The following is a 23,480-nucleotide window of genomic DNA, read 5'->3' on the forward strand; positions in this document are numbered from 1 at the left end:
GGAGTTTGGCCAGCTGGCATTTTTGGTGGGGCCGACGCGATCGGGCAAGTCCACCGCGCTGGAGGCGTTGCTGCACGCTCTGTTCTTGTCGTCGGCTACCGTCATGCCGCAGGTGAGGAAATGCGACCTGTTGCAGGTAGTTTTCCCGTGGGTGATGTGCGGTGGCAGGCCACTCGCTCCGGCCGTACCTCTCGCGGCCTGGTGTCGTTCAAGAATCTCAGTGATCCCTCGGCCGCGGAGCGGGTCTTTCCTGTCACGACCCACAAGGCGGGCGAGGTGGGTGCGGGTGGCTTCATCCAGGAGCTGCTCGACGTCCCGGCAGCCAGTCATGGGAATATCACGGTCGGGCTCGATCAGGTGCTGGGCAGCACGGTGGTCTTGAGGCAGCGGCGATCGCTTCTGCGTTCCTCGATGGCAGCGACGCCGAACGGATCTTGACATTGAAGGCCGTGCTCGGCTTGTGGGGGAGAGATCTGGAACAGCTTGAGAAGGCCGCCACCGAGGCGAAATCCCGCCACAACGCTGCCCGGCGGACGCTGACGCAGTTCAAGAAGCTGCGCGACGATGGTCTGCTGACTGACCCTGATGCCATCCGCGGGAACATGAACAGAAGGTCCGCGATCACCAGATGGCTGCTGCCCGGTGGCAGGAGGCCGAGGCACGGCTTGGTGGGTTCGCAGGTGAACGCGGTCGGCTCGATGCTCTCTACAAAGTCGCCGACAAAGCGCGCAGGAAGGCGCTCAAGAAGGCTGAAGAGGTATCTGCCACGTTAGGCAAAGCCATCGACGTGCACGCGCGCGCCGCGGCCGAGGCGAACTCGCCGGGCTGCTGCAGCCGGCCCCGGAACGCTGTTCACGCTGCCACCAGGTACTTCCCGAACGTGAGGCGGGGCTGTGTACCCAGTGCGGGCAGGCCTGCGGCGAAGGGCTTGAGGACCTGCATGAGACACGGATTGCGGCAGCACGCGCCAAGGTCGAGCACGCGCGGTTGCTGCGCACCGAGACGGAGAAGGCTGCCCGTGACGCACGTGAGGTAGCTGCTGCAGCGGACAGGGCGGCCGGGGATGCACTGGCTGCCCGTGACGCGTTCGATCGGGATGTGGTCGATCCTCAGCGGCGCGCTACCCGCGATCTGGAGAAGAAGGCAGAACGGCTGAGCGGTGAGGTGGAGCAGCTGAAGCGGAGGCTGAACGACGCGGACTTCATCGCCGTCCAGGAGGAGCAGGTCCGCTCACGCAAAGAGGAGATGGAGGGGCCCAGGCCCGGCGTGATGTAGCCCAAAGGGCACACGATCAGCGGCGCAAGGAACTGGTCCACAGTGGTCGGCGTTCTTCCGCGCACGCCTGCAGCAGATCCGGCCGGCCGTGGAAACAGCGGTGATCAGCCCCGAGGACTTCACCACGCTGGTGCGCGAACGCCACGACGAGGGCGCGCAGCTGTTTACCGAGGGCGCGGTAGCCGGTCACGCGCGCGCTGTCATCAACATCGCCATGCTGCTGAGCCTGCGTGACTTGGGACGCGCGGTCCCCGCGGTCCGCGTCCCGCCGCTGATGATCATTGACTGCCCCCTGGCCGGTCTCGACACCGGTGAGGCGGATCAGGAGACTGGCCTGCGGCTGTTGAACACGCTTGCTGCAGCGGCCGACGAGCGGGATGACGAGGGGCATGCCTGCCAGATCATCGCCACGACCAAGGGGCTGCTTCCTACAACGGCTGGCCGCGGCGTGAGCGATCCGTCTCGCTGAGGACCATCGCTTCTTCGACCACGCGCCCCGGCTAACTGCATGACCCGCTCCGGTGAGGGTGTCAGGGCGATACGGGACCGGGCTGCGGCTGGGCGGGCACCGGTGAAAGGGCGCTGGCCGTTGGGAGGGCTGTCTGCTCGGCGAGCTTGCGGTAGCCGGTCACGGTGAGAGCGCGCCAGGCGCGGTAGAAACCGAACGCGGTCGCTATGCCCAAGACAGTGGTGGCTCCCAGGATGAGCGGTCGGTGCTCGAAGGAGTAGCGCAGCATGGCCAGGGTTGCGGTGAGGGTCAGGGCCAGGGTGTTGAGGATCCATCCGCGGCAGATCCGCATGCGGGAGCGCGCGTAGTCGGCGCGGGCGGCCAGGATCGGAAAGTCAGCCAGGCGCAGGCGGGCTTGGGCGTAGGCGGTGCTGGAGGGGAAGAAGCGGGTGCGCAGCCGGCGGTGTGGGGTGAGAGCGGCGTCGGCCGCCCGGTCGAGGAGAATGCCCAGGGCGTAGGCTGCGGCGAGTCCGACTGCGGCAGCCGCGGACGAGCCCGCTAGGGGGGCGAGTTTGGCGGTGGTGACAGGGCCGATGAGGGCGATGAAGAGCAGGGCTGTCGCGGTGAGAGTGCCGATGCCGACCACGAGAACCTCGACGAACATCGCAGTGGCGGCCGCCAGGGCGGGGGGCTCCGGCGAGGTGGGACCGGTCATAGGGAAACCCCCCAAATCTGTGCCATATCGGTGAGCATGTCTTCCGGCAGTTCGCTGTGGTGCCAGGCGATCCGGAGCTCGACCGGGTGCGTACATTGTTCAGTCGTTCAAAGATGATCAGGCTCTCCGGCTGGCTGGCCAGCAGGTAGCGCCGCGCTTGAGGAAGAGTGCACTGGTGGGGCCGTATTCGTATATGCCTGCTCGAGGATGCTGCGGTGGTCCGCCACGAACTGAGTCAGCTGCTCGTTGTAGTGGGTGGTGTCGCCGATGGCGTGAGACAGGACCTCGCTGACCTCGCGGGAAAGGTCTGTGCTGTGGGGGTGGCTGGAGAAGGAGCGGTAGATCTGCTCTGCCAGCTCGAGGAGCTGGTGGGTGCGGGCCAGTTCGGGGCGTGCTGCCATGGCTTTCACCCCCGTTCAACCTCGTGGTCGAATAGTTCGACCAGGGCAATCAGACGGTACAGCGAGCGTCTGACATCGGCGGGCAGAGAGCCGTCGGTCTTGTACAGGAGCTTGTGGGACATGCGTGTCCACAAGTCGATTGCCTCGCTGCGCAGTTGGATCTCACACTCGTACGGGACTCCGTCCGGATCCCTTTCCCCGCCTGCCATGATGGCTTGGATGTGCAGCCGGGGTAGCGCAGGAGGTCCTCGTCGCCGGGGTGTCGCGGTCGTCCTCTATGCGGACGACGTCGAGGCAGCCTTGGATGACTTCAAGGGTGCCGTCGAGGGCCCCCCGGTGGGGGACGACGACGCGTATGCCCGCTTTATCAGTGATCTGCTTCCAGGGGTCCGTATAGCCCTTGCGGTAGATCTTGTTCTGGAAGCTGCTGGCTTCCTTGACGCGCGAGGTCACTGCGCAGGCGATTCCCTTGCGGCCGGTGGCGTCCAGGAGACGTGCCTCGGTCGCCTTGACGGCGCTCTCGATACGGGACCGCTCCTGCTGGAACCGCTGAAAGGCTTCGTCTGCGGTCAGAGGCATGGCGGACTCGAAAGAGGATATGCAGGACTGACACGGCTCACGACTGCGTCGGCGGGAGTTCACCGGTGACGGGCGGCCGCTCCGTCTGCGTGGTGCGTTTCACCTGCGTGGGGAGCGCGAGGACGCTTTCGAACCCTGGCAGTACTTCTTTCTGGGCCGGCCGTTCAGGAAGCTGCTGAGCAGGCTTGGCGGAGCGAGCCGCTGATGCGCCGCTGCCGGTGTTGGTCAGTTTTGCGGTGACGGTGACCGTGGTCCGGCCGTCGCCGAGATCCTTTACCTGGACCGTGCCGTCCTGCACCGCTTCCAGCGGTGCGACGAGGAAGGCACCGTTGGACAGGTCCACTCTCATCTTCTCGAGCCTGGTACTGATGAGTTCGGTGTTCTTCTCAAATACACCGACAGGAACGTCACTGTCGGCAAGGAACGCGGTGAGGTCGGCTTGATGCTGCTCTTGCAGATGCGTCTTGATGAACTCCGTGGGATCTAGATCCGAGACGGTGTTCTGGAGTTCCACCATGACGGCCATGACGTATTTCATACGCGCATCGGCCTCGATGGGACGGCTGTTGACCCAGTCCATCGTGGCATCGTGGAACCGGCGGGTGAGTTCGCGGGGGTCGTTCTGGTGCCGGCATCCCAGGAATCTTTCCAGGAAGAACCGCGCCACTGCCTTACCCGTCGTCTGCGGGTCGGCAGCCCAGCCCTGAAGTCCTGCACCCGTCGTTCCCTCTTCCGAGAAGAGGGCCACTTTGTACACCTTGGACTTCTGGGTGAACAGAAGATCGTCGAGGTACTCCATGGTGAAGGTACGCAGGCCGTCGGCCACGATCGCGTTGGTCTGCATGCCGGTCTCATGCTCCATCTTGACCACCAGCAACGCGCGCTGACCGTCGAGGCGAGCTGCAGCAACCAGGAGGAGCCCGGCAGAGCTAGAACCGTTCTGGCTGTCGCGCAGAGCGTAGGCCAGCTCCCCGGAGACTTCCACAAGCCCCCGCTCGGCGCCCAGGAAGGACCGGACCGCATCAGGCAGGGGGGACTTGAGCTCTGGGTCCTCGACAACCTCCCGGCCCAGCTTCGCGAAGACATCACGGAGCTTGCTCTGCAGTTCAGCGCGCACCTCTTCGTCGAGATGGCAGAATGTCTGGCTGAGCTGGAGAGGACGGGGCTCCTCGTTTCTGGCCTGCTTCGGCACACCATGCACGATGGCCTGCTCCACCACGAGACCTTTGAAATCGGTCCGCACTTCCCACCACACATCCTCGCCCGCTCCCCCAAAGGGCGGACGCCGCTGTCCATGCGCGGCCCGTGTCAGTGGTCGGTGCTGTCCTGCCCGCGGCGCGCTTCTGTGCTGAGGGCCTGGCGGGCGACCAGATGCTGTTTGTCTGTGTCACATGCCAAAAACCGTGTCGCTCATCGTAACGGAGCGTTTTAGGAGCTGTGGTTGGGATGCCAGGGGCGGTGGCCGAACTTCAACGGTGAGCGGGGCGCAGGGCCTCCCCTAGCCCAGAGCGGGCCCTGGTCACGACCACCGGGCGGCGCCCCGCACAAAGGCTCTGTAAGGCGTGACTGCTCTGGTCGACCGACTACTTCAGCCGGCCTCGGCCACACACTTCTGGCACGATCTGCCCGAACAGGCCCCAGACGGCGCTTCGATGACCGATACTGGTGAGCAGGTTCTGGCGTGCCCGCAAGAGGATGCACGCGGCCGACGAGCAAGAGAAAGGCGGCGCGGAAGAAGCTAAATGAATTGGCTTAAGGGTTTTATCAGCAGTCTTTTTGTTAACTGCGACAGTTGACCCACCCTGCCCAAAAAGCCGAAGAAAAGCTCCTCCGCAAAAACCGCCGAACCAAGTCTTTGAACCACCCCACGGGACCACCGAACCGGTTTCCAAGGGGGCTAGCAAGCCTGCCGTAAAACACACCGGCCCGCCCCGATGCGGCGCCGGGACCTCGGCATGCCCTCACACGGCGCACCCGTGCCACCTCACTCCGTCCCAGCCGCTCTCCTGCGGCTCGTTCAGGCATGAGGCGGCCCAGCCGTCACGTGCTGGAAGGGCATCCACGCGATGAACTCGTCCTCCCTCGGACCCATCGGCGGCATCCTGGCCGGACTTCCCGCCGTCCTGGCCGGTGCCCTGGGCGGCGCACCCTGGTGGGCGGTCGGAGCGATCGTCATCGCCGCGTATCTCGCCGTCCCCCTCACCAGTCTGATCCTCGACCACAACCGCCAGCGAAAAGGAAATCTCGTCGACGAGAAATTCGCGGGCCACCCTCGATCAGATAGCAGACCCGGAAAAAAGAATCCAAGCCATCATCAACTACCGTCAGGCCGCAGCCTCCACGGCCGTTCCGCAGCCACCACCGGAACCGCCACCGGGAGCGCTGCCGCCCCCGGGCCCAGACGGCACCAGCCAGTCAGCGGCATCCGCCTAGACGACCGGGGAGGGGCTGGCCGCGTCGCTCACCGAGTAGTCGCCGGGACGTCTCTCCTTGGCCTTGGTCGAGCACTGGATGAACTGGGCTTGTCAGTCGGCGTGGTGGCGGACAGGTGTCGGCAGCAGGCGGCGGCGTGCCAGTCCTGTGCGGGGTGCGGGTGCGTGACGGCCGGGATGTCGAGGCCGGCATCGCGAATCAGGTTGTCGAAGCGAACAGGGGTGCCGAAGCAGCCGGCGAACAGTCCGAGGTGGTCGGTGGTGCGCGGGGTACGGCGGCGGAAGGCGAGCGCGGCGGCGAGCAGGGGGCGGGCGCGGGGTGGGATGGCGTACATGTGCCGCGGGCCGGGCGGCATGCCGATGTGGATCCGCGAGTCACGGTCGATGGCCAGGCGGGTGGTGTGCTCGTCGACGCTGACGATCTGGGTCATGGACAACAAGGACTGATCGGTGCCGGTGAACAGCAAGGCGGCCGCTGCGGCGGCGCGCACGGATTGGGCAGGCGCGTGGACAGGACGTGGGCCACGTGCGGAGTGATCGGCACGGTGGTGATTCCGGGCCCGCCCCGTTCGTTGAGGTCTTCAGGGACGTCGAGCTGGAGGTGGCGGCTGAGGAACCCCCTCTGCGCTCCGCGTATGCGGGCGAGTGTGTGCTGAGAGCTGGGGCTCGAGACGGTCAGACGGGCCAGGAACAGGCGCAACCCCTCCATGTCCGGCCCGGCGTCGGGCTCTTCCTCGGCAGCAGCTGTGGCCAGTGGCCAAGGCGTGTCGATCGAGGCATGGTGCGGGCGAGCCAGGTGCGGGCGGCGGCGCAGCCGCCTGGTACTGGCCGTCGATGCGGCGAAGTCGGCTTCGTCCGAGATGGAGTCGGCACTCGTCGCGGAAGGCGGCAGGGTCGCCGCCGGGCAGGTCGGGCAGCGGATGGACCTGGTCGGGCGGAGGCGGGCGCAGGGCGGGTGGTGACGGGCGGGCCGATGGCCTCCGCGATGGCCGACGTGCCGGTTGCGGTCCGTAAGATCGGTGAATCGGGCGGCGGTGAGACGGTCGCGCAGACGTTGCTCAGCGGCCTGGTGGGTGTGTGGGCGATGAGGACGAGGCGGATGCCGGTCTCCACGCGCCAGGTGGCAAGACGTCTCAGTCGCTCGGCGTGAGGCGGTGGGCGCGCAGCACGATGGCCTCTTTGAGTCCTGTGTCAGGGTCCAGCAGGTCACGCGCGCCAGGCCGCGTCGGTGGACATGCGCTCGGCGTCGGGGTGGGCGAAGCTGTCGCGGCCCATGGCGCGCAGCAGGTCCAGAGCCAGGTAGGCGAGGCTGTTGGTGTGCGGGGTGGGATCAGCGGTGATGCGGCCGCCCTTGGGGTGAGCGCGCTGGCGGGCGGCGTGCTGGACGGCGCGGTCGTCGCCCTCGTCCAGGAGCAGCAGGACGGGCGGCAAGGTGGCCGGTGTGAGGGCGGCGGGGGCACGTTGGATCATGGGCGGCATGAGGTGTCGATGCGGTCGAGGGTCTGACGCAGCAGATCAGGGTCCGGCTGAGCGCGCCCGGTGGCGGACACGGATCGCTGCACGTGATGGGTGAGCAGGGCCCAGCGGCGCAGGCTGCCCTGGGCGAAGAGGCCGTCCAGGAGGCGGAGTTGGTCAGGAGCGACGGTCTGCCACACCGGGTGCAAGGCCCGGGCGGTACTCGGAACCGACACCCGGGCGAGCGGTCTGAGGGTCAGCCACTGGGCGGTGCGGGTGGCCAGCATCTGCCGAGCGCGCAGGGCCTTCTCGCCGCGCTGGCCGGCGATCAGGACCACGCACAGGCCGTCAGGGGTGTCGTCGTGCAGGAACCGCAGGTACTCGAAGCACGCTTCGGACATGCGGTCGGCTTCGTCGATGACCACGATGTACGCCTGTGCGGCGAGCGCGCGCCGGATGAGCGCATCGGCGAGTGCGGGCGCTGCAGGCAAAGCGTCGTGGAGGCCGAGAGCGTCGTGCAGGTGGGCGCGCAGATCGGCCGGTGTGGGCCTGGCTCCCAGACGCAGCGGAACGTGGGACCGGGGGAAGCGGGTACGGGCGACATAGTGGACGGCGAAGGTCTTGCCGACCCCGGCGTCGCCCAGCACGCACAGGAAGCGCCGCTGCTGGTGGGCGGCGGCGAGGGCGTCATCGGCTGCCCTCAGGCCGGGAGTGACCACGGTGCGGGCGCCGGCCAGGCGGAGGAAATGCAGGTGCCCGGGCGCGGCTGTCCCGGCCAGAGACACCAGCTGCGTGGCGGCACCGCCGGGCGGCCCAGGAGCGGTCAGCACCGGGCCAGGGCCCAGTCGACGACCTCGTCATCGACCTGTTCGGCGCCGAAGTACTCCATGCCCTTCAGGACGTGCTTGGTCACCTTCACCCACTCACGGAAGGAGCCGAGTGCGTACTGGGTGTCGATCCGCCTGAGCAGCGCCTCGTCGGCACCGCGCCACACGGGGTGGGAGTCGGGGACCGTTTTGAGGATCTCGTCCTCGGTCATCGCGAGGATCTCCAGACGGATGTAGATCCTGGAAGCGAGTGCCGGGTCGCTCTGCAGCGTCTCGTAGGCCTCGCGGCCGCCGACGAACACGATGGCGGGCTGAGGAGCGCAGTTGTCCCACAGCTTGCGCAGGAACTCGAAATTCTCCCTGCGGTACTGCTGCGCCTCGTCGCACACGATCACATACGGGCGGCGCGGCAGGGCTTCGCGCAGCAGCTTGTCGAACGCGGTCGGCGTGCCGGGCATCTTGCAGTTGAGCCGCATCTGGTGGAACAGCTCCTCGCGCAGGTCCTTGGGTCCAGGGCGGGAGCGGGCGAAGTCGAGGGGGAGGACCAGGTCCGGGTTCATCTCCTGGATCGTGGCGCGGGTGGAGAAACTCTTGCCGAGCCCCGGGTCGCCGTAGATCACGGACATGGCCCTGGACTCGACGGTGTCGATGACGGTGTCCTTGATCTGCAGCAGGGTGTCTGTGGCGACCAGCGTGGAGTCCTTCAGGCCGAGAAAGTGCTGCGGGTACAGGTCGGGACGGCGCCTGGATGTCTCGCTCGCCGGCGCGGCCGACTGACGGCGCTGGCCAAGGTGCTTGCGCTTGGGGGCAGCTGTCACCGGGTGCCGTCCTTGGGTTCGGTGTCAGTGGATTCCCTGTCAGTGCGGTCTTGGCCGGGGCGTTTCCAACCAGCCGGGACAGGAGTCAGGGGCCGGTACGGCTGGGTGCGGCGCCGCGGCGTGTCGGGCGCCTTCGTGCCGTCGAGTTCGGCACGGGCCTCCTGCTCGGTCATCCGCAGAGCCCGAACAGGCACTTCGGGCCGGGTGGACGGCAGGTGGCGTTCCCGCCGGCGCTCGCCGGAACGCTTCAGGGCCGCTCGCAGCGCCTTGCTGTGTTCGTCGCGTTCGAGGAGCACCTTGGCGCGCAGGTCCTCGCTGGCCTCGTTGCTGAGGAAGGCCCGGCCGAGGTAGCGGTTGCCGCGGAAGGCGTACAAGTCGATCTCGTGGGTGTGGTGCGGCATCCACCGCACCCGCACCTCCAGCCCGATCCGGCCCACCCCGTTCTTCGGCATGTAGGCGCGGCCCGCGAACTCCACCCCGTGACTGGTGATCTTGTGGACCTTGTGGTCGCTCTCCAACATGAAGGCGCGCAGCTCGCACGCGTTCGGTTCGGGCCGGATCTCGGTGGGATCTCTCTGCCAGGCTTCAAACGGCGTCATCTTGGTGCGCTCGATGACGTGCTCGGTGTTGTGCTTGGCCACCCACTCCCCCAGCAGAGCGACGAACGCCTCGAACGTCAGCGGCGGATCCCCATCACCGAGGCGACGGCGGTGATCGAGCCGGGGCGCCTTCGTGTAGCGGGGCAGGTCAGCGAAGAACCGGGTCATGCTCGTACGGTTCAGGCGCTCGATGCCGCCCTTGTGCCGGGCACTGCGCACCCGGTGCACCGGGACACCGAGGAGCCCGAAGGCCCGTCGGACGGTTGTGGACAGGAAGTCGGCGCCGCCATCCACACGCACCAAGTGCGGCAGCCCCCCGGCCGGGCCGTAAGGATCCTCGCGCAGCACCGACATGCGCACTGCGGCCAGGACCGAGCCCCGGTGCGCGGAGCCGGCGGTGACCGCCCAGCCCATCACATAGCCCGTGCCACGGTCCTCGAACCACGTCACCCACACCCTCGACGGCTTACCGTCCGGCATCATCACCACGGTCTCGGCCTGCTTGTGGTCGCCCTCCCACACCGCGTTCCGCGCCACCTGCGGCCGCTGAAAGCACGGGTCGAAGCCGCGGGCCGCCGGGATCCCCTCACGCAGGCCCGCCATGAAACCCGGATCGAGATCCCGCGCGATCGCATCATGCAGCGTCGTCAGCCCCGGCGGCTTCTCCTCTGCCGCCACCGCTACCTCGACCAGACGCTCGTGAGCACGCTTCACGTTGCCCTGATAGTCAGCAAGGACCTCGACGACCTCATCGGTGATCCGGAACCGGCAGCGTTCCGGCTTCTCCGGGCTGCCGGTCTCCTCCGCACGGGCCAGCCAGCTCCACACCGTCCTCTTGTGCACGCCCACCGCGTCAGCGACCAGCCGCACATGCGCCGTCGTCAACTCCCCGGACGCGCGCAGCCGCAGCAACTGGGCCACCGCAGCGGGCCTGAGCTCATCCCGATGCCGCCCCAAACCGCCATCCACGGCCCCAGGGGCACCACCGCCCGCTATCACCAGAGCCGACCATCGCACCAGGAGCGAACCGGTAACCAATCAGTGATCACAGCACCAGCCTCCGGCCGTCAACTACCGCCCCACACAGGGCAGTTCACATCGCACCCGCGGCAGGCACGACAGAAGAGACGCTAAAGCCGGCACCCCGGCCCCAGCCCCGCAGACCACCCGAGCGGGTGACACAGCCCCACTCCACCTCCACCCCCACACCCTCATGCGCTATAGAGCACGCCACAAAGGAGATTCGACAACCACAGCACCGACCGATCCGGGATCACGCCACCACCGAATCCGAGATACCACCACCAAGATCAACCATCCGAAATACCCACCCACCAGCACAACAACGAACTCGCATTAATGGCGAGAAACCCCGAACACCTCAGTGACCCCCTCCCCGAACCTCACAGCCTCAGAATGCCCGGCTCCTGGTTCCAGGTCTGGTGCAAGCTCGTGGCGCTACAGAACGCCAACCGCGCCGACGACCAAGTCCGCGCCGCAGCCCGCGGCTTCGTGAAAAGCAGCCAGCGCGACCTCCAGGCCCGGTGCAACCTCTCAGCGTCTTCCGTGAACGAGGCATCGCAGTTCTTCGCGCACATTGGCTGGATGCGCACCGCCAAGCGCGGCATTTTCCAGCTGAACCCGTGGCTGACGGTGGCCGGCACTTCCGACGAGCAAGGAAAGTGGCAGGTGGTGTGGAACAGGGCCAAGGGCCCGGCTTGCATCATCCCGCACGCCGACTACCCCGCAGAGTGGCGCCAGGCCCGCATCGCGGAGAAGAAAGCCGCCGAATCGGCCCGCCGTAGGATGAAAGTCGTCACACTCCAGCAGCCTCGCCCCGTACACCAGACAAGCGCATAACCCCGTGCGGCATATCCTCAGTGATGCAACGTCCACCTAAGCGGAAGCGGTGAGCCTCCGTGAGCAACTCTTACGTCCCCAGCCCGCCCACAGACGCACCCCTCACCATCGCTCGTAACGTCCTGCGCCTCCTGGCCCTGGTCGACATCTCCACCGCAGGCCGCCGCGTCCTGGACCAGCTGCTCTACCTCAGCGATCCAAAGACCGGCACCGCCGCTATCAGCCAGAACGAGATGTGTGCCGAACTGGGCGCCAGCAAGCCGACCGTGAACCGCGGCTTCAAGGAACTCCGCGAGTGCGGACTCGCCTGGAGCCTTGAGAACGGCCTCTACCAGCTCCACCCGCTGCTGACCGGCGGGGCTGTCTCTTCGCCCGTCATGATGGTCCCAGAGATCAGGGCTGCGGAACCCAGCCGCTTCACCGAACAACGACGAGCTCGCTTCGCCGCACAAACAGCCAACCTCACCGCCACCAACTGACTCCCCGTCACGGAGGCTTCTGTGCCAGGGCGGATCCGTTGCGCAGGTACCGAGGACGTCTATCCGTTGTTGCCGACAGCGCCGCAGTCAGGCGGGGAGCCAGCCGGTCGCTGAGCCGGCTCCCGGCGACAGCCGGGGTGACGAATCCGGCCTCAGTGAGTTCGCCGTCGGTGAGGGTGAATTCGGCGATCTGTTCTGTGGTGTGTGTGCCGCCATCGAAGACGAAGGCGAGTTGGTCGTCCCAAGGTTCATGGGGACTGGCCCAGTCGACGACGAGGAGCGCGCCGACAGTGCCCGATATGCCCTCATCATTGAGCGGGGTGGCCATGACTGTGGCCGGGTGAGGCACTTGGCAATACATGACGTTCTCCCGAGTAGCACTTCACACACTCGTCAACGCTCCGGCGTGCGGCCAAGTCTCGTACCCGGTTCTCCCCAGGACGAGCGGACGGAACTGTTCCACCCTCGATCGAGGGACGACGCGGCTGATACGAGCGCGCTCCTGTTGTCGGAGCTCGTCACCAACGCGGTGCGTCACGGCCGCGTCACGCCATCCGGGTCCACGTCGAGCAGCCCCGACCCGGTCTGCTGAGGATCGCTGTCACCGACAAGTGCCGCCGTGTGCCCCGTCCGCGCCGACCAAGCGGGACCCAGGCGGTCGCGGCTTGATGCTGGTCGATGCGCTCGCCCAGAAATGGGGCACCGACCTCCTCGTCTTCGGCAAATGTGTATGGGCCGAGGTGCGTAACACCGAGGCCTCACCGCATCACACGTACAGGGTCGAGCGATTGCAGTACGGCCCGTTCGTCGGTGGGAACGTACTGCCCTGGCTCACCTCCGCACGGCCAGGTGCTTCACGCCGCGAAGCCGATGTTCGATACGTACTCGTACTCTCCCCACTGCGACCCCAGATCGACCAGCACGTCGTTGGTCCACGTCTCGTCCAACGCGCTCATGTCCCCAGCGGCCCAGGCGCGCACGATGCGGTCCCAGTTGCGGACGTTCAGCGAGCGGTAGTCGATGACGCGCTGGCGCGGGCGCGGCACCTGGGACTGGTTGAGGGGATGGAACTCCACTCTGGTGCCGCGGCCCTGGCGGTTGAGGCGCGCCAGTAGGTAGCGGGCCACGTTAGCGCGGCGCACCGTGCGGTACGCGGCGTCGATGCGTTCCAGGTTCGCCTTCGACGGTGAGCGTTTGCCCTCCAGCCAGGCTCGCAGAGTGCGGTCCGTGACCGTCAGACCTGCCCGGCGGGCTGCTGCCGCCGCGTGGTCCGTACGGGTCAGGTAGCGCAGACGCGCCATCAGGCCGCGGCGTTGCGTGACCGGTGTGGCGATGAAATCGGCCAGACGGTCCAGCTGGCGGGCCACCGCCTCAGAGCCCCTGATCCCCTGAGCACCGAACTTACCGAACTCCCTGTTCCTGTGCGGCATATGCCCGCCCTCCCCCACTGAGGCCCTGCTGCCTCTTCGGCCTCTACAACGCCGCAAGACCTGACGGGAAACCGGGAAGAGCCACAAAAGGTGGACCGGGCGCCAGGAGACACCGACGGGAACTCGACGGTGATCACGACCGTCGACGGCGCAATGGACCGGACGCAGCCGTCCGCTCTCGGTCGGGGTGCATCACGGTGGACCACGAGGGCCTCCCTGGTGGGTGTAGACGTCGCAGTCCACACCAACCCGGGAGGCCCTTACCCATGCGAGATTCCTCAGCCAAGATCTGGCGGTCCCCTGCCGTGGCAACCGACGGCGACACCGCATACCCCAGGTCAGCGCCGTGCTTTGCAGTGTGTCCCTACCGGACGCCTTTGCAATCTGCGTAGGGCGCCGCTCCGGCTGATGCGTGACGGTGAGCGCGAGCAGCCCGGGGCGTACGAGGCGGCCGTCGGCCACGTCGAGGAAGGCGCGGGTCAGTCACTCTCGTGCGCCTGTTCCCAAGCCTGTCGCAGGTCGGCCGGGATGCGGCCGCGCATGGGGACGGTGTAGCCGTTCGCGCGGCCCCAGGCGCGGATGTCGTCGGGGTTGACGGGCGGGCGTACCGACGGCATCGGTGGCGTCCACTGTTCTAGGTTGGAGGGTTCGAAGCCGACGTCGCCTTGCAGGAGGTCCTTGGGGAACTGCCGGACCTTTGTTTCTCCGCTCAGTACGGATACCAGGAACTGTGTCAGGGTGCCGTCGAAGGTGAACCAGCGGGGCCCGCGGGCTTCGTTGACGGCGATCGTCCAGGCGTCCGGCTGTCCTTGGGGATCGGTGACCCAGAACAGTCGCTCACCGTTGTCGGTGCTACCGCACGGCAGCAGGAGCGCCGCGTCGACAGGGGCCGGGTAGATGTCCTGCGCTTGGTCGGACTTCATCTGTTGCCGGAGTTGGTCGCTGGCGGGACCGGTCAGGTTGACGTGGACGGAGGTCTGGCGGGGGTCGTAGATCCATAGGTAGCCGGCGAAGCAGCCCGGGTCGTAGATGGCGGTGCGGCGTTTGTAGTCCTCGGGAAGAGCGGTATCCAGGATGGACTTGACGTGGGCCCAGTCCACCGGGGGCTGACGGGTGGGGGGCGGGGGGGCAGAGCTCCGTGAGGCGCTCGAGGGGGCTCATTCGATTCCGCTCCTGCGTCGGGCCTGTTGCGCGGCGTGGTCGCGGTTTTCCAGGTGTGCTCTGAGCCGGTAGCCGCCGTCACCGTCGGCTTCCATCGTGATCCGCTTGAGTACGGATGTCTTCTTGTCGTCGGTGTGTTCAGATAAACGCTGTACGGACGATCTCCCCGGGGTGGCCCGGGGCGCCACGCACCGCATCACGGATCTGCAGCTCCAGGTCTCGCATGTGCGGTGAGTTGGTGGGGTTCTGGGTGATGGTGAAGAGGTTGACCAGGCTGTCTCCGGAGCCGCCCAGGACCTGTGCGAGCATGTGGCCCCGGCCCTGGTTGTGGTCGGTGCCGCGGACAAAGCCGGGGGCCGCAGGGACTGCCTGGCGTCGGTGCCCTCGCCGAGCATCCGCTGGCAAGGGCACGATGGCGTGCTCGGAGGTATGCGGTTCAGTCGCGGTCCTCGGCCCGATGCTCGGCCTCCACCCGACCACAGCCGTCCAGTGGCGCCGCCGCGCCGCCACTTCCATGGGCCGCGCGCCCAAGTGTGAAGTTGCCCACCTCACCTACTCCGAGCCGCCCGCCTTGCTGCTCTGGCACCGCACCGGCCCGCGCGTTCGTCCGCCCACCGCCGCGCAGCAGCGTCGCATCCGCGAGCCGGTGCTCCGGTCATGAGGCGGTGGGCGGGCGCACCCGCTGCGGCTGAGCTGTTGCTGCTGCTCGTACAACCAACCGGCCCCGTTGTCTGTCTTGTTCGGCGATGTCTGACCACCTCGGCCGCCGAACAGGACTGAACGCTTGATGAACCCAGCCAGACGCACGACCGCCACCGCCTTGGCTCTGGCCACGGCAGGCGGAGTGCTCTACACCACCGCCGTACCCGCTTCCGCGGCGGTGACTTGCACTTCCCCCGTCTTCACACGGCAGTTCTTCGCGAACACGACGTTCTCGGGTACGCCGAAGAAGACGGACTGCGATTCCACGATCGACCAGAACTGGGGCAGCGGGTCCCCCGTCTCCGGCGTGCCGTCCAACAACTTCGGGGTGCGCTGGTCGGTGACGCGCGACTTCGGCTCCGGCGGCCCCTTCACCTTCACGGCATCCGCCCTGGACGGCATGCGCGTCTATGTCGACGGTGTCCGCAAGATCGATGCATGGAAGAACGTTTCCACCGCCGTCAAGAAGACGGTCAACGTGACGATCCCCGCGGGCAAGCACACGATCCGGTTCGACTTCGTCAACTGGACGGGTTCCGCGAGTGTCAGGTTCGCTTATACGCCGCGCACCTCCGCCGCCTACGACAAGGTCAAGCCCCTCGTCCCGGCAGGCACGGCCGTCTCGTACAACTCCGCCACCGGCGCCGCCAAGCTCACCTGGACCAGGAGCAAGGAGATGGACCTGGCGAACTACCGGGTCTACCGCCGGCTGAAGGGCGCGCCGTACGGCAACCAGCTCGCAACGACCACCGCGACGTCGTACACCGACAGCGCGCTGCCCAGGACCGGAGCGGCCTACTACTACGAGGTGCGTGCCGTCGACAAGGCGGGCAATGTCTCCGGCGGCAGCCCCGACAAGCTCGTCACCACCGTCGACAGGACGCCGCCCGCCGCACCCTTCGTCGAACACGACGCCTGTCCGGCCGACCAGCCCTACGCGGCACCGCAGCTGGTCACCACCGCGCAGAACGCCGCCGACATCGTCCGGTACGAGATGCAGCGGCTCGACGCCGCCACGAAGCTCTGGAGCACCGTCTACTCCGGCACCAAGGGTGCGATCTGCGACACCGGTTACCGGGCCGACGGCAGCAAGGTCACCTACCGGGGGCGGGCCCGGGACGCCGCCGGGAACTGGTCGGCGTACTCGGCCGCCACGACGTTCACCACCCCCGACCTGACCCCGCCCGCCCCGGTCACAGGGCTCCGCGCCGAATACAGGTCGGGCGTTCCGCACCTGGTGTGGTCGCCCGTCACCGGGGCCGCCTCCTACCTGGTCCTCCAGTACGACCCGGCGACCGGCGGCTACACCGACGCTCTTCCCGATGAGGCCACCACCACCCGCACCGACGTGGTGCCTGGCCAGTCGGTCGCCGTCGCCGACAGTTACCGGTACGCGGTGCGCTCACTGGACGCCAAGGGCAACCCTGCCGCGCCGGTGGAGGTCACTCTGGAGATGGCCGACCGGCCGGAGGCGATCCCCGCGTTCAAGACCACTGCCCACAGGTTCGACGAGGGCGTGATGGTCGAGTGGAGCAGTGTCGACCCGTGGACCGTCGACGAGCAGCCTCTTCCCACGTACAAGATCATCCGAACCGACACCGCGACCGGCGAAACCGACATCGTCGACCGGTGCAAGCCGTTCACCTCGGTGGACCAGCCGCTGGATGACCCGGACACGTACTGGACCTGGGCGGACGACGACGCTCCGCTGTCCGCCCGCAAGCAGGTCAACGGCAGCTGCTGGGACGTCCAGGGCAAGTCGGAGACGACGTACGAGTACCGCGTCGTGACGACCGACCGGTACGGACATGTGTCGCAGGCCGGCCCGCCCGCCACCGAGACCACCCCGGACACGCAGCGTCCCGCCCCGGTCCAGGACCTGACCGCGGAGCGCGTCCCGCTCGGTGTCCGGCTGACCTGGACGCCACCCGCCGATGCGGACGTCACCGGCTACCACGTCTGGCAGGGCGTCACCGACCCGGACAGTGGTGAGACGGTCTGGAAGGAGAACTGCTGGTTCGGCAGCTCCCTGGCCAGGACCGAGATCCTCTGCCCCACGGTTGCCGACGGTGCGACCCACGTCTACAAGGTGGCAGCCACGGACGGCCGGCTCATGCACGACGACCGGGTACTCGACGTCCTCCACCCCGCCGAGGTCTCGGTCACCCTGCCCGACACCCGCCCGCCGGGCTGGACGGAGTCCGAGGTCGGTGAGGGCCAGTACCCACAGCTGTACATCGGCTGCTCCGAGAGCTCCGGACTCGGGGACTGTTCCCGGTTCGCGCGGTATCGCGTGGAGCGCTGGGACCCCGTCGCGGCCGCGTATGTCGCCCTGGCGGAGGGCGCGGTGGGAGACGTTGCGTACTACACGGACACCACGGTGCACGAGGACCGGCTCGGCCTGTACTACTACCGCGTCGTACGGTTCGACGCCTCGGGCGCCGAGGCCGAGACCCGGTCGACGGCGTACGGCATCTGGGACTCCTGGCTCTGACCGGACGTGGGACATGGGGTGCGGGCCGAAGGCTTCTTCCGCCCCTCCCCGTGTCCCCGTGCCGGGCGACGAGTGGGCGCCCGGCCCCAGGACCACGACCCGGGCACGCGCCGGGGCTCCTGCCTCGATGACTCTTCCTGCCGGAAGCGGGTGACTCCGGCGGTTCAGCGCCACCGTCACTGTGAGCGCCCGCCGCGGACGGCGAGATCTCAGGCTGGAAGATGCCCTTGTAGACGTTCCAGCCGGAGGCGAGCTTCACCCGGGGCTTGAGCGCGCCGGCCGCGGTCCCGTCGTAGCGGTAGAGGTTTCCGGAGGTGTCGCGGGCGACCAGGTCCTCGCGGCCGTCGTTGGTGAGGTCGCCGGCGCCGACGATGACGTTGTAGGAGTTGCCCCAGTTCTTGTACAGGGTGACCCGCGGCTTCCAGGTGCCGTCGCCGGCGGCGTCGTAGGGGAAGGGTGTGCCGTCCTTGCGGCGGGCGGAGACGTCGCCGATGCCGTCGCCGTTCACGTCGCCCGCCGGGACGATCGTGTAGCCGCTCCAGCCGGGGCCGATCCTCTTGCGCGCGGCCAGGGTTCCGTCGCTCTTGCCGGGATAGGCGTAGAGGTCGCCTGTGGCCTTGTTGCGGGCGAGCAGGTCGGGCAGGCCGTCGCCGGTCAGGTCGCCCGGGGAGACGAGGTCGTCGTAGTTGTTCCAGCCGGGGCCGATCCTGATGTACGTGAGCGAGGGGGCCAGGGGCTTGTCGCAGCCGGGGCGGTAACTGCGCAGTTCCCCGCCGGAGTTCCGGACGAGGACGTCGTTGCAGTTGTCGCCGTTCAGGTCGCCGAAGGGCACGGCCGTGGTCGTGGTGGGCCAGCCGGAGGCCGCTGCCTTGCCCGCGAACCTGCCCTCGCCGTTGCCCGTCTGGAACGTGAGGGCGCCGGAGGAGTTGAGGGTGAGCAGGTCGCCGTTGCCGTCGAGGGTGGTGCCGGGGCCCGCGTGGTCACGGCGTACGGGGGCGCCCTGCGCCAGGTGTACCGAGCCCTGCGTCTGCAGAGCGGTGCTTCCGTCGGCGGGTCGCACGGTCAGCGTCCAGTCGTACATGCCCTGGGGCAGGAACCGGTCGCCGACGGTGCCGAACCGGTAGTCGCGGCCGTACCAGCCCACCTTCCATACCCCTTGGCCCGCTCCGCCGGTGGCGGTGTCCACGACCGCCTTGGTGGCACGGGAACGGACCGTCAGGGTCCAGTCCGAGGTGGGCTTGGACAGCAGGAGAGCAGTAGGACCAGCCGGCCGTCGTCGAGGCGGACTTGGCCTCGATCTCCGTGGGGCGGCTGGAGTCGTCGGACATCACCGCCTCGACGTCAACGTGTTCCCTGCTGCACGTGCGGTACGGCCTCCTGCAGGGGTCCGTGCGCATGCCAGGAGGTACATGGCAGCGCCGACACGGCGCTCAAGGCGCCGGCAGGTGCGTAGGACGTGTGTTTGAAAGCAGCGAAGCGGAACACACGCTTACACAGTTCTTATTTCCGCTGACAGGAGACACATCATGGGCATCATCGCGTGGATCGTCATCGGCTTGCTCGCAGGCGCCATCGCCAAGCTGTTGATGCCCGGCAAGGACCCCGGCGGCATCATCATCACCATGCTCATCGGGATCGCCGGGGGTCTGCTCGGCGGCTGGCTGGGCAAGGTGATCTTCGGAGTCGACTCCATCGACGGCTTCTTCGAGTTGTCGACCTGGATCGCCGCCATCGTCGGCTCCATGATCCTGCTGGCCCTGTACCGCCTCATCACCGGAAACCGGCGACACGCCTGACAGGCCCTCATCATTACCAGTAGACGGCTCCCCTTTCGGAAGAGGGGGAGCCGTCTTCGGCTTTGCTGCGGGTGGTGGCGCGAGGCGTTCGTCGCGTGGGCGCGTTCTCCACCAGGACGTCACCTTCGTGCGACGACATCCGTGTGGCTTTGCGTGTGTCCTCCCGGCTGCGGGCTCAGCCGCGCGGGTTCTCCGCTGCGCGCGCGGCCCTCGCGTAGTCGTGGAGCATCGCATCGAACTCGGCTGCCTCGATGTCACAGTCCTCGAACTGCCCGTATACGTCGATCAGCCGGACCCTCTCGGTACTGACACGCTCAGCGGACGCGGAGGCAGTCGTCAGAGCGAAACCCGATCCCCGCCGCCGCGAATCGGCACGCCACGCCGCCAGGTAGGTGTCGGCGGCGTGGGCTGAGGCGATCCCCGGCGCCAAGGTCTCCACTGCCCTGCTCGCCGGAGATTCTCGCCGCCGGACGGCTCCCGGGAGGGGACCCAGTCCTCGTCCTCATCCAGGGCGAACGTCCACACCATGGAGCGGACAGACCCCCTCGTCTACTCCCTCCCTCGCACACCGCACGGCTCCGCAACAACCACGCGGTCGCGCAAGATCCTGACGCGCGGTCAGGCGTGCGGCGCGCCGCCGTCGGCCGCCAGGCGGGTGAGCCACTCGCGCAGGAGGTGCTGTTCGGCGTCGCTCAGGACGTCGGCTTCGTCGGGGAGGGCAGCGCGCAGCGTGCGGGCTGCCGCGGCGGGGCCGCTCTCCGCGGCGGGGAGGGCTGGTTCGGCACGGGTGATGGCGGTGATCATGGCTTCGCGCAGGGCGGTCAGCAGCGCCGGGTCGCGGTGTTGGGCCGGCGTGGAGTGCCAGGTGGTGACCGCGCCTCGGCCGGTGGCCTGGATGATCTGGGCAGCCAGGTTCTCGTCGGTGCGCAGCCACCCCGCGGCCGCCAGTCGGCGCACCCGGGCGTGCAGGATGTCCAGGCCCGCGCGGTGAGCGATGTCCGTCTGCCGACTGGTGGCTCTGTTCATCACCGCGAACAGTTCGGGGCGGGTGATTCCGAACTCCACGACCATGTCCCAGCCGCGGCGCAGCTCCTCCACCGCGTCCGGCGGGTCGGGGTCGAGTTGCGCGCGCTTGCTCTGCAGGAACTCTGCGTAGCCGTGTTCGGCGACGGCCCGCAGCAGTCCCTCCTTGTCGCCGAAGAGGCGGTAGATCGCCGGTGGCTGCATCCCGGCCGCGGCGGCGACCGCGCGGGTGCTCACCGCATCCGGGCCGCCTTGCTCCAAGAGCTCGACGGCCGCTTCGACGATGCGCCGGCGGGGGCTGTCGGGGGTGTCGGGGGCGTCGCGCGTGACCATGAACCGATGATACCGGTTGTTTGATATCACTGATATTCCAGTGTTACCGTCGCAGTGATTCCAGTGGAAACATCGTCGGGAGCCCACCATGATCATCGTGACCGGAGCCACCGGAAAACTCGGCGGCCGCGTCGTCGAGCATCTCCTCGAGCGCATCCCCGCCCAGCACGTCGGCGTCAGCGTCCGCGACCCCCGCAAGGCCCAGAACCTCGCCGAGCGCGGCGTCCGCGTCCGGCAGGGCAGCTTCGACGACCCCGCCTCCCTCGAGCACGCCTTTCAGGGGGCGGAGCAGCTGCTGCTCGTCTCCCTCGACCGCACCGGCGAGGAGTGCGTCACGGGCCATCGCATCGCCATCGACGCCGCCGTGCGGGCCGGCGTCGGCCGCATCCTCTACACCAGCCAGATGGGCGCCGCGCACACCTCCCGCTTCTCCCCGTGCCGCGACCACGCCCGCACCGAGGACATGCTGCGCGCCACCGGCCTGCCGTGGACCGCACTGCGCAACGGCTTCTACGCGGCCAGCGCCGTGCAGCTGCTGGAGTCCGCCCGGCACACCGGCGACATCGCCCTGCCCGCGGACGGCCCCGTCGCCTGGACCGGCCACGACGATCTCGCCGAAGCCGCCGCGACGATCCTCACCCACGAGGGCCGCTTCGAGGGACCCACCCCACCGCTCACCGGGTCGGCAGCGCTCGACCTCGACGCCGTCGCACAGATCGCGGCCCGCATCACCGGACGATCCTTCGCCCGCGCTGTCGTCGGCGACGACACCTTCCACCAGCAGGCCCTGGCACACGGATCCCCCGCCCCGATAGCCGACCTGCTGCTGGGCATCTTCACAGCAGCACGAGACGGCGAGTTCGCCACCGTCGACCCGACACTGGCCGAGCTGATCGGGCGACAGCCCGCCACGTTCGACGCTCTGCTGGAGCGCGCCTGGACCCCGTGAGACGTGCACGCCCGGGCGGCGTGGGTCCGCAGGGCCCACCCGGCAGAGGCGAGGACATAGTCATGGTCGGCACGAGGGGCCGGAGGCCGGCGCGAAGCGGCATCTGACCCGCGTCACGAGGCCTCCACCGGTGTGACGTCAAGGCTTGCGAACGGCCTCCCAACTGCAGCAGCACGAAGGACGCGAGCGCATCGCCGGGCTGTGCTGTCAGTGCCCGTCCGCATACTGGCGCCCATGCAGATATCGGCGTACACCCTCCGGCAAGCCTGGCACCAGGTCGTCACAGGCTCCGATGTGCTCCACGATGCGATGCTCCCGCCCATCGGCACCGCGCCCGAGCAGTACGAGGCGTGCGTCGGCGCCCCGCACGGTCGTCTCTTCCTCGTCCTGAGCGACGACGGCGTGGTGCGTGGCCACATCGGCCCCTACCGCGAGGTCTTCGCCACCCGGGACCTGGAGCAGGTGCTGTACTTCGCCGCCGAGGACGCGGTACGTGAACTCGCTGAGCACATTGCGGCCCGCGCCCCGGGGCGTGGCCAGGTGGCCAACATCGTTACCGGGCAGGCGCAGTTGCTGGACCGGATCGCTCCCGCCTGGGGCGCCAGGTTCCGTGACGGCGGCATCGACGGCACGCGGCGTCACGAGCGGTGTGGGCGGGACCCGCTGGAGCGGCTCGCCTGGATCGCCGAGAGCTGGCGTGAGCAGGACCCCTACACCCATCTCGCCTTCTTCCGCGGACAGGACGTCAGCGCGGAACGGATCGCCCTGCTGCACGGAGCGGACCCCGCCCAGATCGCCGCCGGGACCCGTCTCGCGGACCTGTGCGACATGGACGGCGGGACCTTCGACACCTGGGACGTCGCCTGGGAGACGTGCTCATTCGGCCGGGCCGGTGACTGGGCCTTCCTGATGTACCACGAGACACCTGGCTGGGAGCCGGGCCCCGAGGCGCTCGCCCAGCTCGGCGTCACCGAGACGGTGCACCTGACGGCCACCTCCGCGAAGGCCATCTACACCTTCGACTACCTGCGCGACGGCCGCCGCGTCGACGACGACCGGGGCATCCTGGAGCTCATCTGGTACGACCGCGGCCGTGCCCCCTACTACCGCGGCGGTCAGCTCGACTTCCTCAACCGGGCCCTGCGCCGCGCCGAACTCGACCATCCCGAACTCAGCCAGTTCCAGCTCTACTTCCACGCCCTGGAAGACGCTCTCGACCTCCAACTGCCTCGGCAGGACATCGAGCAGGGGACGGTTCGGGCCGCACGGTGGGAACGCCGGAACGGCTGACGCCCGCACCGGCTCCGCTTCCGTGCTGGGGCAGGTTGCGGGGACGGAAAGTGCGGACCGGGCCGTACTGGCGCGCACCACTGCCAGTCACTCCCTGCGGCATGCACCGAAGTGTCGGGAAGCGCGGAGTCAGAGGATTCCTGCTGTCCTGGTACGCGTCCAGGGGTGCAAACGCTAGGCGCTGGTCGGGGATCCAGCGCTCATCGCCAGGTATGTGGTGCGGTGGCGGGTTACGGGCGGGCGTAGGCGGGGCACTTCTGCCAGGGGCCAAGTCGCCGCACTGCCAGAAGTCTGTCCGTCTCCCTATTGCGGTCGCATCAGGTCCAGGTCCTTACCCCAGCATCCAGTACTCACTGTGTCCGTGATCTCCTCGCGCCACCGTGTCAGCCAAGCAGACCGAGTCCGGGATGCCTA

Annotated in this window: 25 protein-coding genes and 1 pseudogene; 10 read left to right on the forward strand and 16 right to left on the reverse strand. The window is 68.1% G+C overall.

Features of this window, described 5'->3' with window-relative positions; all coding sequences use genetic code 11:
- The 4 genes from N5I75_RS38545 to N5I75_RS38560 form a co-directional block, all read left to right on the forward strand.
- A partial coding sequence (locus tag N5I75_RS38545; protein ID WP_476685075.1) for a hypothetical protein occupies nucleotides 1-438 on the forward strand: 438 nt, incomplete at its 5' end.
- Nucleotides 439-440: 2 nt separating this feature from the next.
- Nucleotides 441-773 carry a hypothetical protein gene (locus N5I75_RS38550; RefSeq protein ID WP_476685076.1) on the forward strand — a complete coding sequence of 111 codons (333 nt, stop codon included), beginning with the start codon at nucleotides 441-443 and terminating at the stop codon, nucleotides 771-773.
- A 325-nt stretch (nucleotides 774-1,098) separates the two neighbouring features.
- On the forward strand, nucleotides 1,099-1,275 hold the full coding sequence (locus N5I75_RS38555) for a hypothetical protein (protein ID WP_476685077.1): 177 nt from the start codon (nucleotides 1,099-1,101) through the stop codon (nucleotides 1,273-1,275).
- Between the two features lie 100 nt (nucleotides 1,276-1,375).
- Nucleotides 1,376-1,744: a hypothetical protein gene (locus N5I75_RS38560; protein WP_476685078.1), complete on the forward strand. Its 369-nt coding sequence runs from the start codon at nucleotides 1,376-1,378 to the stop codon at nucleotides 1,742-1,744.
- Nucleotides 1,745-1,805: 61 nt separating this feature from the next.
- On the opposite strand, the gene N5I75_RS38565 is transcribed toward N5I75_RS38560, so the two are convergent.
- The 9 genes from N5I75_RS38565 to N5I75_RS38605 form a co-directional block, all read right to left on the reverse strand.
- Nucleotides 1,806-2,438, reverse strand: a complete 633-nt coding sequence (locus N5I75_RS38565) for a hypothetical protein (RefSeq protein WP_476685079.1) — start codon at nucleotides 2,436-2,438, stop codon at nucleotides 1,806-1,808.
- A gap of 107 nt (nucleotides 2,439-2,545) precedes the next feature.
- Nucleotides 2,546-2,839: a hypothetical protein gene (locus N5I75_RS38570; RefSeq protein ID WP_476685080.1), complete on the reverse strand. Its 294-nt coding sequence runs from the start codon at nucleotides 2,837-2,839 to the stop codon at nucleotides 2,546-2,548.
- 162 nt (nucleotides 2,840-3,001) lie between these two features.
- Nucleotides 3,002-3,418, reverse strand: a complete 417-nt coding sequence (locus N5I75_RS38575) for a RelA/SpoT domain-containing protein (protein ID WP_476685081.1) — start codon at nucleotides 3,416-3,418, stop codon at nucleotides 3,002-3,004.
- 37 nt (nucleotides 3,419-3,455) lie between these two features.
- Nucleotides 3,456-4,634, reverse strand: coding sequence for a nucleoid-associated protein (locus tag N5I75_RS38580; protein WP_476685083.1), 1,179 nt, complete (start codon nucleotides 4,632-4,634; stop codon nucleotides 3,456-3,458).
- Between the two features lie 1,245 nt (nucleotides 4,635-5,879).
- Entirely contained in the window at nucleotides 5,880-6,341 is a 462-nt protein-coding gene (locus tag N5I75_RS38585) for a hypothetical protein (RefSeq protein WP_476685084.1), read from the reverse strand.
- A gap of 715 nt (nucleotides 6,342-7,056) precedes the next feature.
- Nucleotides 7,057-7,320, reverse strand: a complete 264-nt coding sequence (locus tag N5I75_RS38590) for a hypothetical protein (RefSeq protein WP_476685085.1) — start codon at nucleotides 7,318-7,320, stop codon at nucleotides 7,057-7,059.
- The gene (locus tag N5I75_RS38595) at nucleotides 7,317-8,135 is read right to left on the reverse strand and encodes an AAA family ATPase (protein ID WP_476684826.1); all 819 of its coding nucleotides are present in this window, start codon (nucleotides 8,133-8,135) and stop codon (nucleotides 7,317-7,319) included. Before N5I75_RS38595 ends, N5I75_RS38590 begins: the two co-directional genes overlap by 4 nt.
- Entirely contained in the window at nucleotides 8,129-8,950 is an 822-nt protein-coding gene (locus N5I75_RS38600; RefSeq protein ID WP_476684824.1) for an AAA family ATPase, read from the reverse strand. The genes N5I75_RS38595 and N5I75_RS38600 overlap by 7 nt, the downstream gene beginning before the upstream one ends.
- Nucleotides 8,947-10,518 carry a Mu transposase C-terminal domain-containing protein gene (locus tag N5I75_RS38605; RefSeq protein WP_476684822.1) on the reverse strand — a complete coding sequence of 524 codons (1,572 nt, stop codon included), beginning with the start codon at nucleotides 10,516-10,518 and terminating at the stop codon, nucleotides 8,947-8,949. The genes N5I75_RS38600 and N5I75_RS38605 overlap by 4 nt, the downstream gene beginning before the upstream one ends.
- Nucleotides 10,519-10,965: 447 nt before the next feature.
- Here N5I75_RS38605 and N5I75_RS38610 point away from each other — a divergent pair, with 447 nt between their 5' ends.
- Both N5I75_RS38610 and N5I75_RS38615 read left to right on the forward strand, forming a co-directional pair.
- On the forward strand, nucleotides 10,966-11,409 hold the full coding sequence (locus tag N5I75_RS38610; protein WP_476685086.1) for a hypothetical protein: 444 nt from the start codon (nucleotides 10,966-10,968) through the stop codon (nucleotides 11,407-11,409).
- Nucleotides 11,410-11,468: 59 nt separating this feature from the next.
- The gene (locus tag N5I75_RS38615; RefSeq protein WP_476685087.1) at nucleotides 11,469-11,888 is read left to right on the forward strand and encodes a helix-turn-helix domain-containing protein; all 420 of its coding nucleotides are present in this window, start codon (nucleotides 11,469-11,471) and stop codon (nucleotides 11,886-11,888) included.
- 7 nt (nucleotides 11,889-11,895) lie between these two features.
- On the opposite strand, the gene N5I75_RS38620 is transcribed toward N5I75_RS38615, so the two are convergent.
- The 4 genes from N5I75_RS38620 to N5I75_RS38635 form a co-directional block, all read right to left on the reverse strand.
- Entirely contained in the window at nucleotides 11,896-12,216 is a 321-nt protein-coding gene (locus N5I75_RS38620) for an NUDIX hydrolase (protein ID WP_476685088.1), read from the reverse strand.
- 526 nt (nucleotides 12,217-12,742) lie between these two features.
- Complete coding sequence (locus N5I75_RS38625) at nucleotides 12,743-13,318, reverse strand: transcriptional regulator (RefSeq protein WP_476685090.1); 576 nt, start codon at nucleotides 13,316-13,318, stop codon at nucleotides 12,743-12,745.
- A gap of 479 nt (nucleotides 13,319-13,797) precedes the next feature.
- Nucleotides 13,798-14,418, reverse strand: coding sequence for an Lsr2 family DNA-binding protein (locus N5I75_RS38630; RefSeq protein ID WP_476685091.1), 621 nt, complete (start codon nucleotides 14,416-14,418; stop codon nucleotides 13,798-13,800).
- 199 nt (nucleotides 14,419-14,617) lie between these two features.
- Nucleotides 14,618-14,995 carry a DNA/RNA non-specific endonuclease gene (locus tag N5I75_RS38635; RefSeq protein ID WP_476685092.1) on the reverse strand — a complete coding sequence of 126 codons (378 nt, stop codon included), beginning with the start codon at nucleotides 14,993-14,995 and terminating at the stop codon, nucleotides 14,618-14,620.
- A 271-nt stretch (nucleotides 14,996-15,266) separates the two neighbouring features.
- On the opposite strand from N5I75_RS38635, the gene N5I75_RS38640 reads away from it, so the two are divergent.
- The gene (locus tag N5I75_RS38640; protein WP_476685094.1) at nucleotides 15,267-17,675 is read left to right on the forward strand and encodes a PA14 domain-containing protein; all 2,409 of its coding nucleotides are present in this window, start codon (nucleotides 15,267-15,269) and stop codon (nucleotides 17,673-17,675) included.
- A 493-nt stretch (nucleotides 17,676-18,168) separates the two neighbouring features.
- On the opposite strand, the pseudogene N5I75_RS38645 reads toward N5I75_RS38640, so the two are convergent.
- Nucleotides 18,169-18,756: pseudogene (locus N5I75_RS38645) on the reverse strand (FG-GAP repeat domain-containing protein); the annotation flags it as partial.
- A 445-nt stretch (nucleotides 18,757-19,201) separates the two neighbouring features.
- On the opposite strand from N5I75_RS38645, the gene N5I75_RS38650 reads away from it, so the two are divergent.
- Complete coding sequence (locus N5I75_RS38650; protein WP_476685096.1) at nucleotides 19,202-19,471, forward strand: GlsB/YeaQ/YmgE family stress response membrane protein; 270 nt, start codon at nucleotides 19,202-19,204, stop codon at nucleotides 19,469-19,471.
- A 175-nt stretch (nucleotides 19,472-19,646) separates the two neighbouring features.
- Here the strand turns inward: N5I75_RS38650 and N5I75_RS38655 are convergent, their stop codons facing one another.
- Nucleotides 19,647-19,910, reverse strand: a complete 264-nt coding sequence (locus tag N5I75_RS38655; RefSeq protein WP_476685097.1) for a hypothetical protein — start codon at nucleotides 19,908-19,910, stop codon at nucleotides 19,647-19,649.
- A 179-nt stretch (nucleotides 19,911-20,089) separates the two neighbouring features.
- Nucleotides 20,090-20,827, reverse strand: a complete 738-nt coding sequence (locus N5I75_RS38660) for a TetR/AcrR family transcriptional regulator (protein WP_476685099.1) — start codon at nucleotides 20,825-20,827, stop codon at nucleotides 20,090-20,092.
- An 88-nt stretch (nucleotides 20,828-20,915) separates the two neighbouring features.
- On the opposite strand from N5I75_RS38660, the gene N5I75_RS38665 reads away from it, so the two are divergent.
- Entirely contained in the window at nucleotides 20,916-21,776 is an 861-nt protein-coding gene (locus tag N5I75_RS38665; protein ID WP_476685100.1) for an SDR family oxidoreductase, read from the forward strand.
- Between the two features lie 234 nt (nucleotides 21,777-22,010).
- Nucleotides 22,011-23,066, forward strand: coding sequence for a hypothetical protein (locus N5I75_RS38670; RefSeq protein ID WP_476685102.1), 1,056 nt, complete (start codon nucleotides 22,011-22,013; stop codon nucleotides 23,064-23,066).
- The last annotated feature ends 414 nt before the right edge of the window (nucleotides 23,067-23,480 follow it).

This window comes from Streptomyces sp. R818 (genome assembly GCF_056172735.1).

Bases quoted from the DNA above. Each gene is read 5' to 3' on its own strand.
- N5I75_RS38565 (WP_476685079.1), bottom strand. From the start codon at position 2,438: ATGACCGGTCCCACCTCGCCGGAGCCCCCCGCCCTGGCGGCCGCCACT.
- N5I75_RS38570 (WP_476685080.1), bottom strand. From the start codon at position 2,839: ATGGCAGCACGCCCCGAACTGGCCCGCACCCACCAGCTCCTCGAGCTG.
- N5I75_RS38575 (WP_476685081.1), bottom strand. From the start codon at position 3,418: ATGCCTCTGACCGCAGACGAAGCCTTTCAGCGGTTCCAGCAGGAGCGG.
- N5I75_RS38590 (WP_476685085.1), bottom strand. From the start codon at position 7,320: ATGATCCAACGTGCCCCCGCCGCCCTCACACCGGCCACCTTGCCGCCC.
- N5I75_RS38610 (WP_476685086.1), top strand. From the start codon at position 10,966: ATGCCCGGCTCCTGGTTCCAGGTCTGGTGCAAGCTCGTGGCGCTACAG.
- N5I75_RS38620 (WP_476685088.1), bottom strand. From the start codon at position 12,216: ATGGCCACCCCGCTCAATGATGAGGGCATATCGGGCACTGTCGGCGCG.
- N5I75_RS38625 (WP_476685090.1), bottom strand. From the start codon at position 13,318: ATGCCGCACAGGAACAGGGAGTTCGGTAAGTTCGGTGCTCAGGGGATC.
- N5I75_RS38635 (WP_476685092.1), bottom strand. From the start codon at position 14,995: ATGGAAGTGGCGGCGCGGCGGCGCCACTGGACGGCTGTGGTCGGGTGG.
- N5I75_RS38640 (WP_476685094.1), top strand. From the start codon at position 15,267: ATGAACCCAGCCAGACGCACGACCGCCACCGCCTTGGCTCTGGCCACG.
- N5I75_RS38650 (WP_476685096.1), top strand. From the start codon at position 19,202: ATGGGCATCATCGCGTGGATCGTCATCGGCTTGCTCGCAGGCGCCATC.
- N5I75_RS38660 (WP_476685099.1), bottom strand. From the start codon at position 20,827: ATGGTCACGCGCGACGCCCCCGACACCCCCGACAGCCCCCGCCGGCGC.
- N5I75_RS38665 (WP_476685100.1), top strand. From the start codon at position 20,916: ATGATCATCGTGACCGGAGCCACCGGAAAACTCGGCGGCCGCGTCGTC.
- N5I75_RS38670 (WP_476685102.1), top strand. From the start codon at position 22,011: ATGCAGATATCGGCGTACACCCTCCGGCAAGCCTGGCACCAGGTCGTC.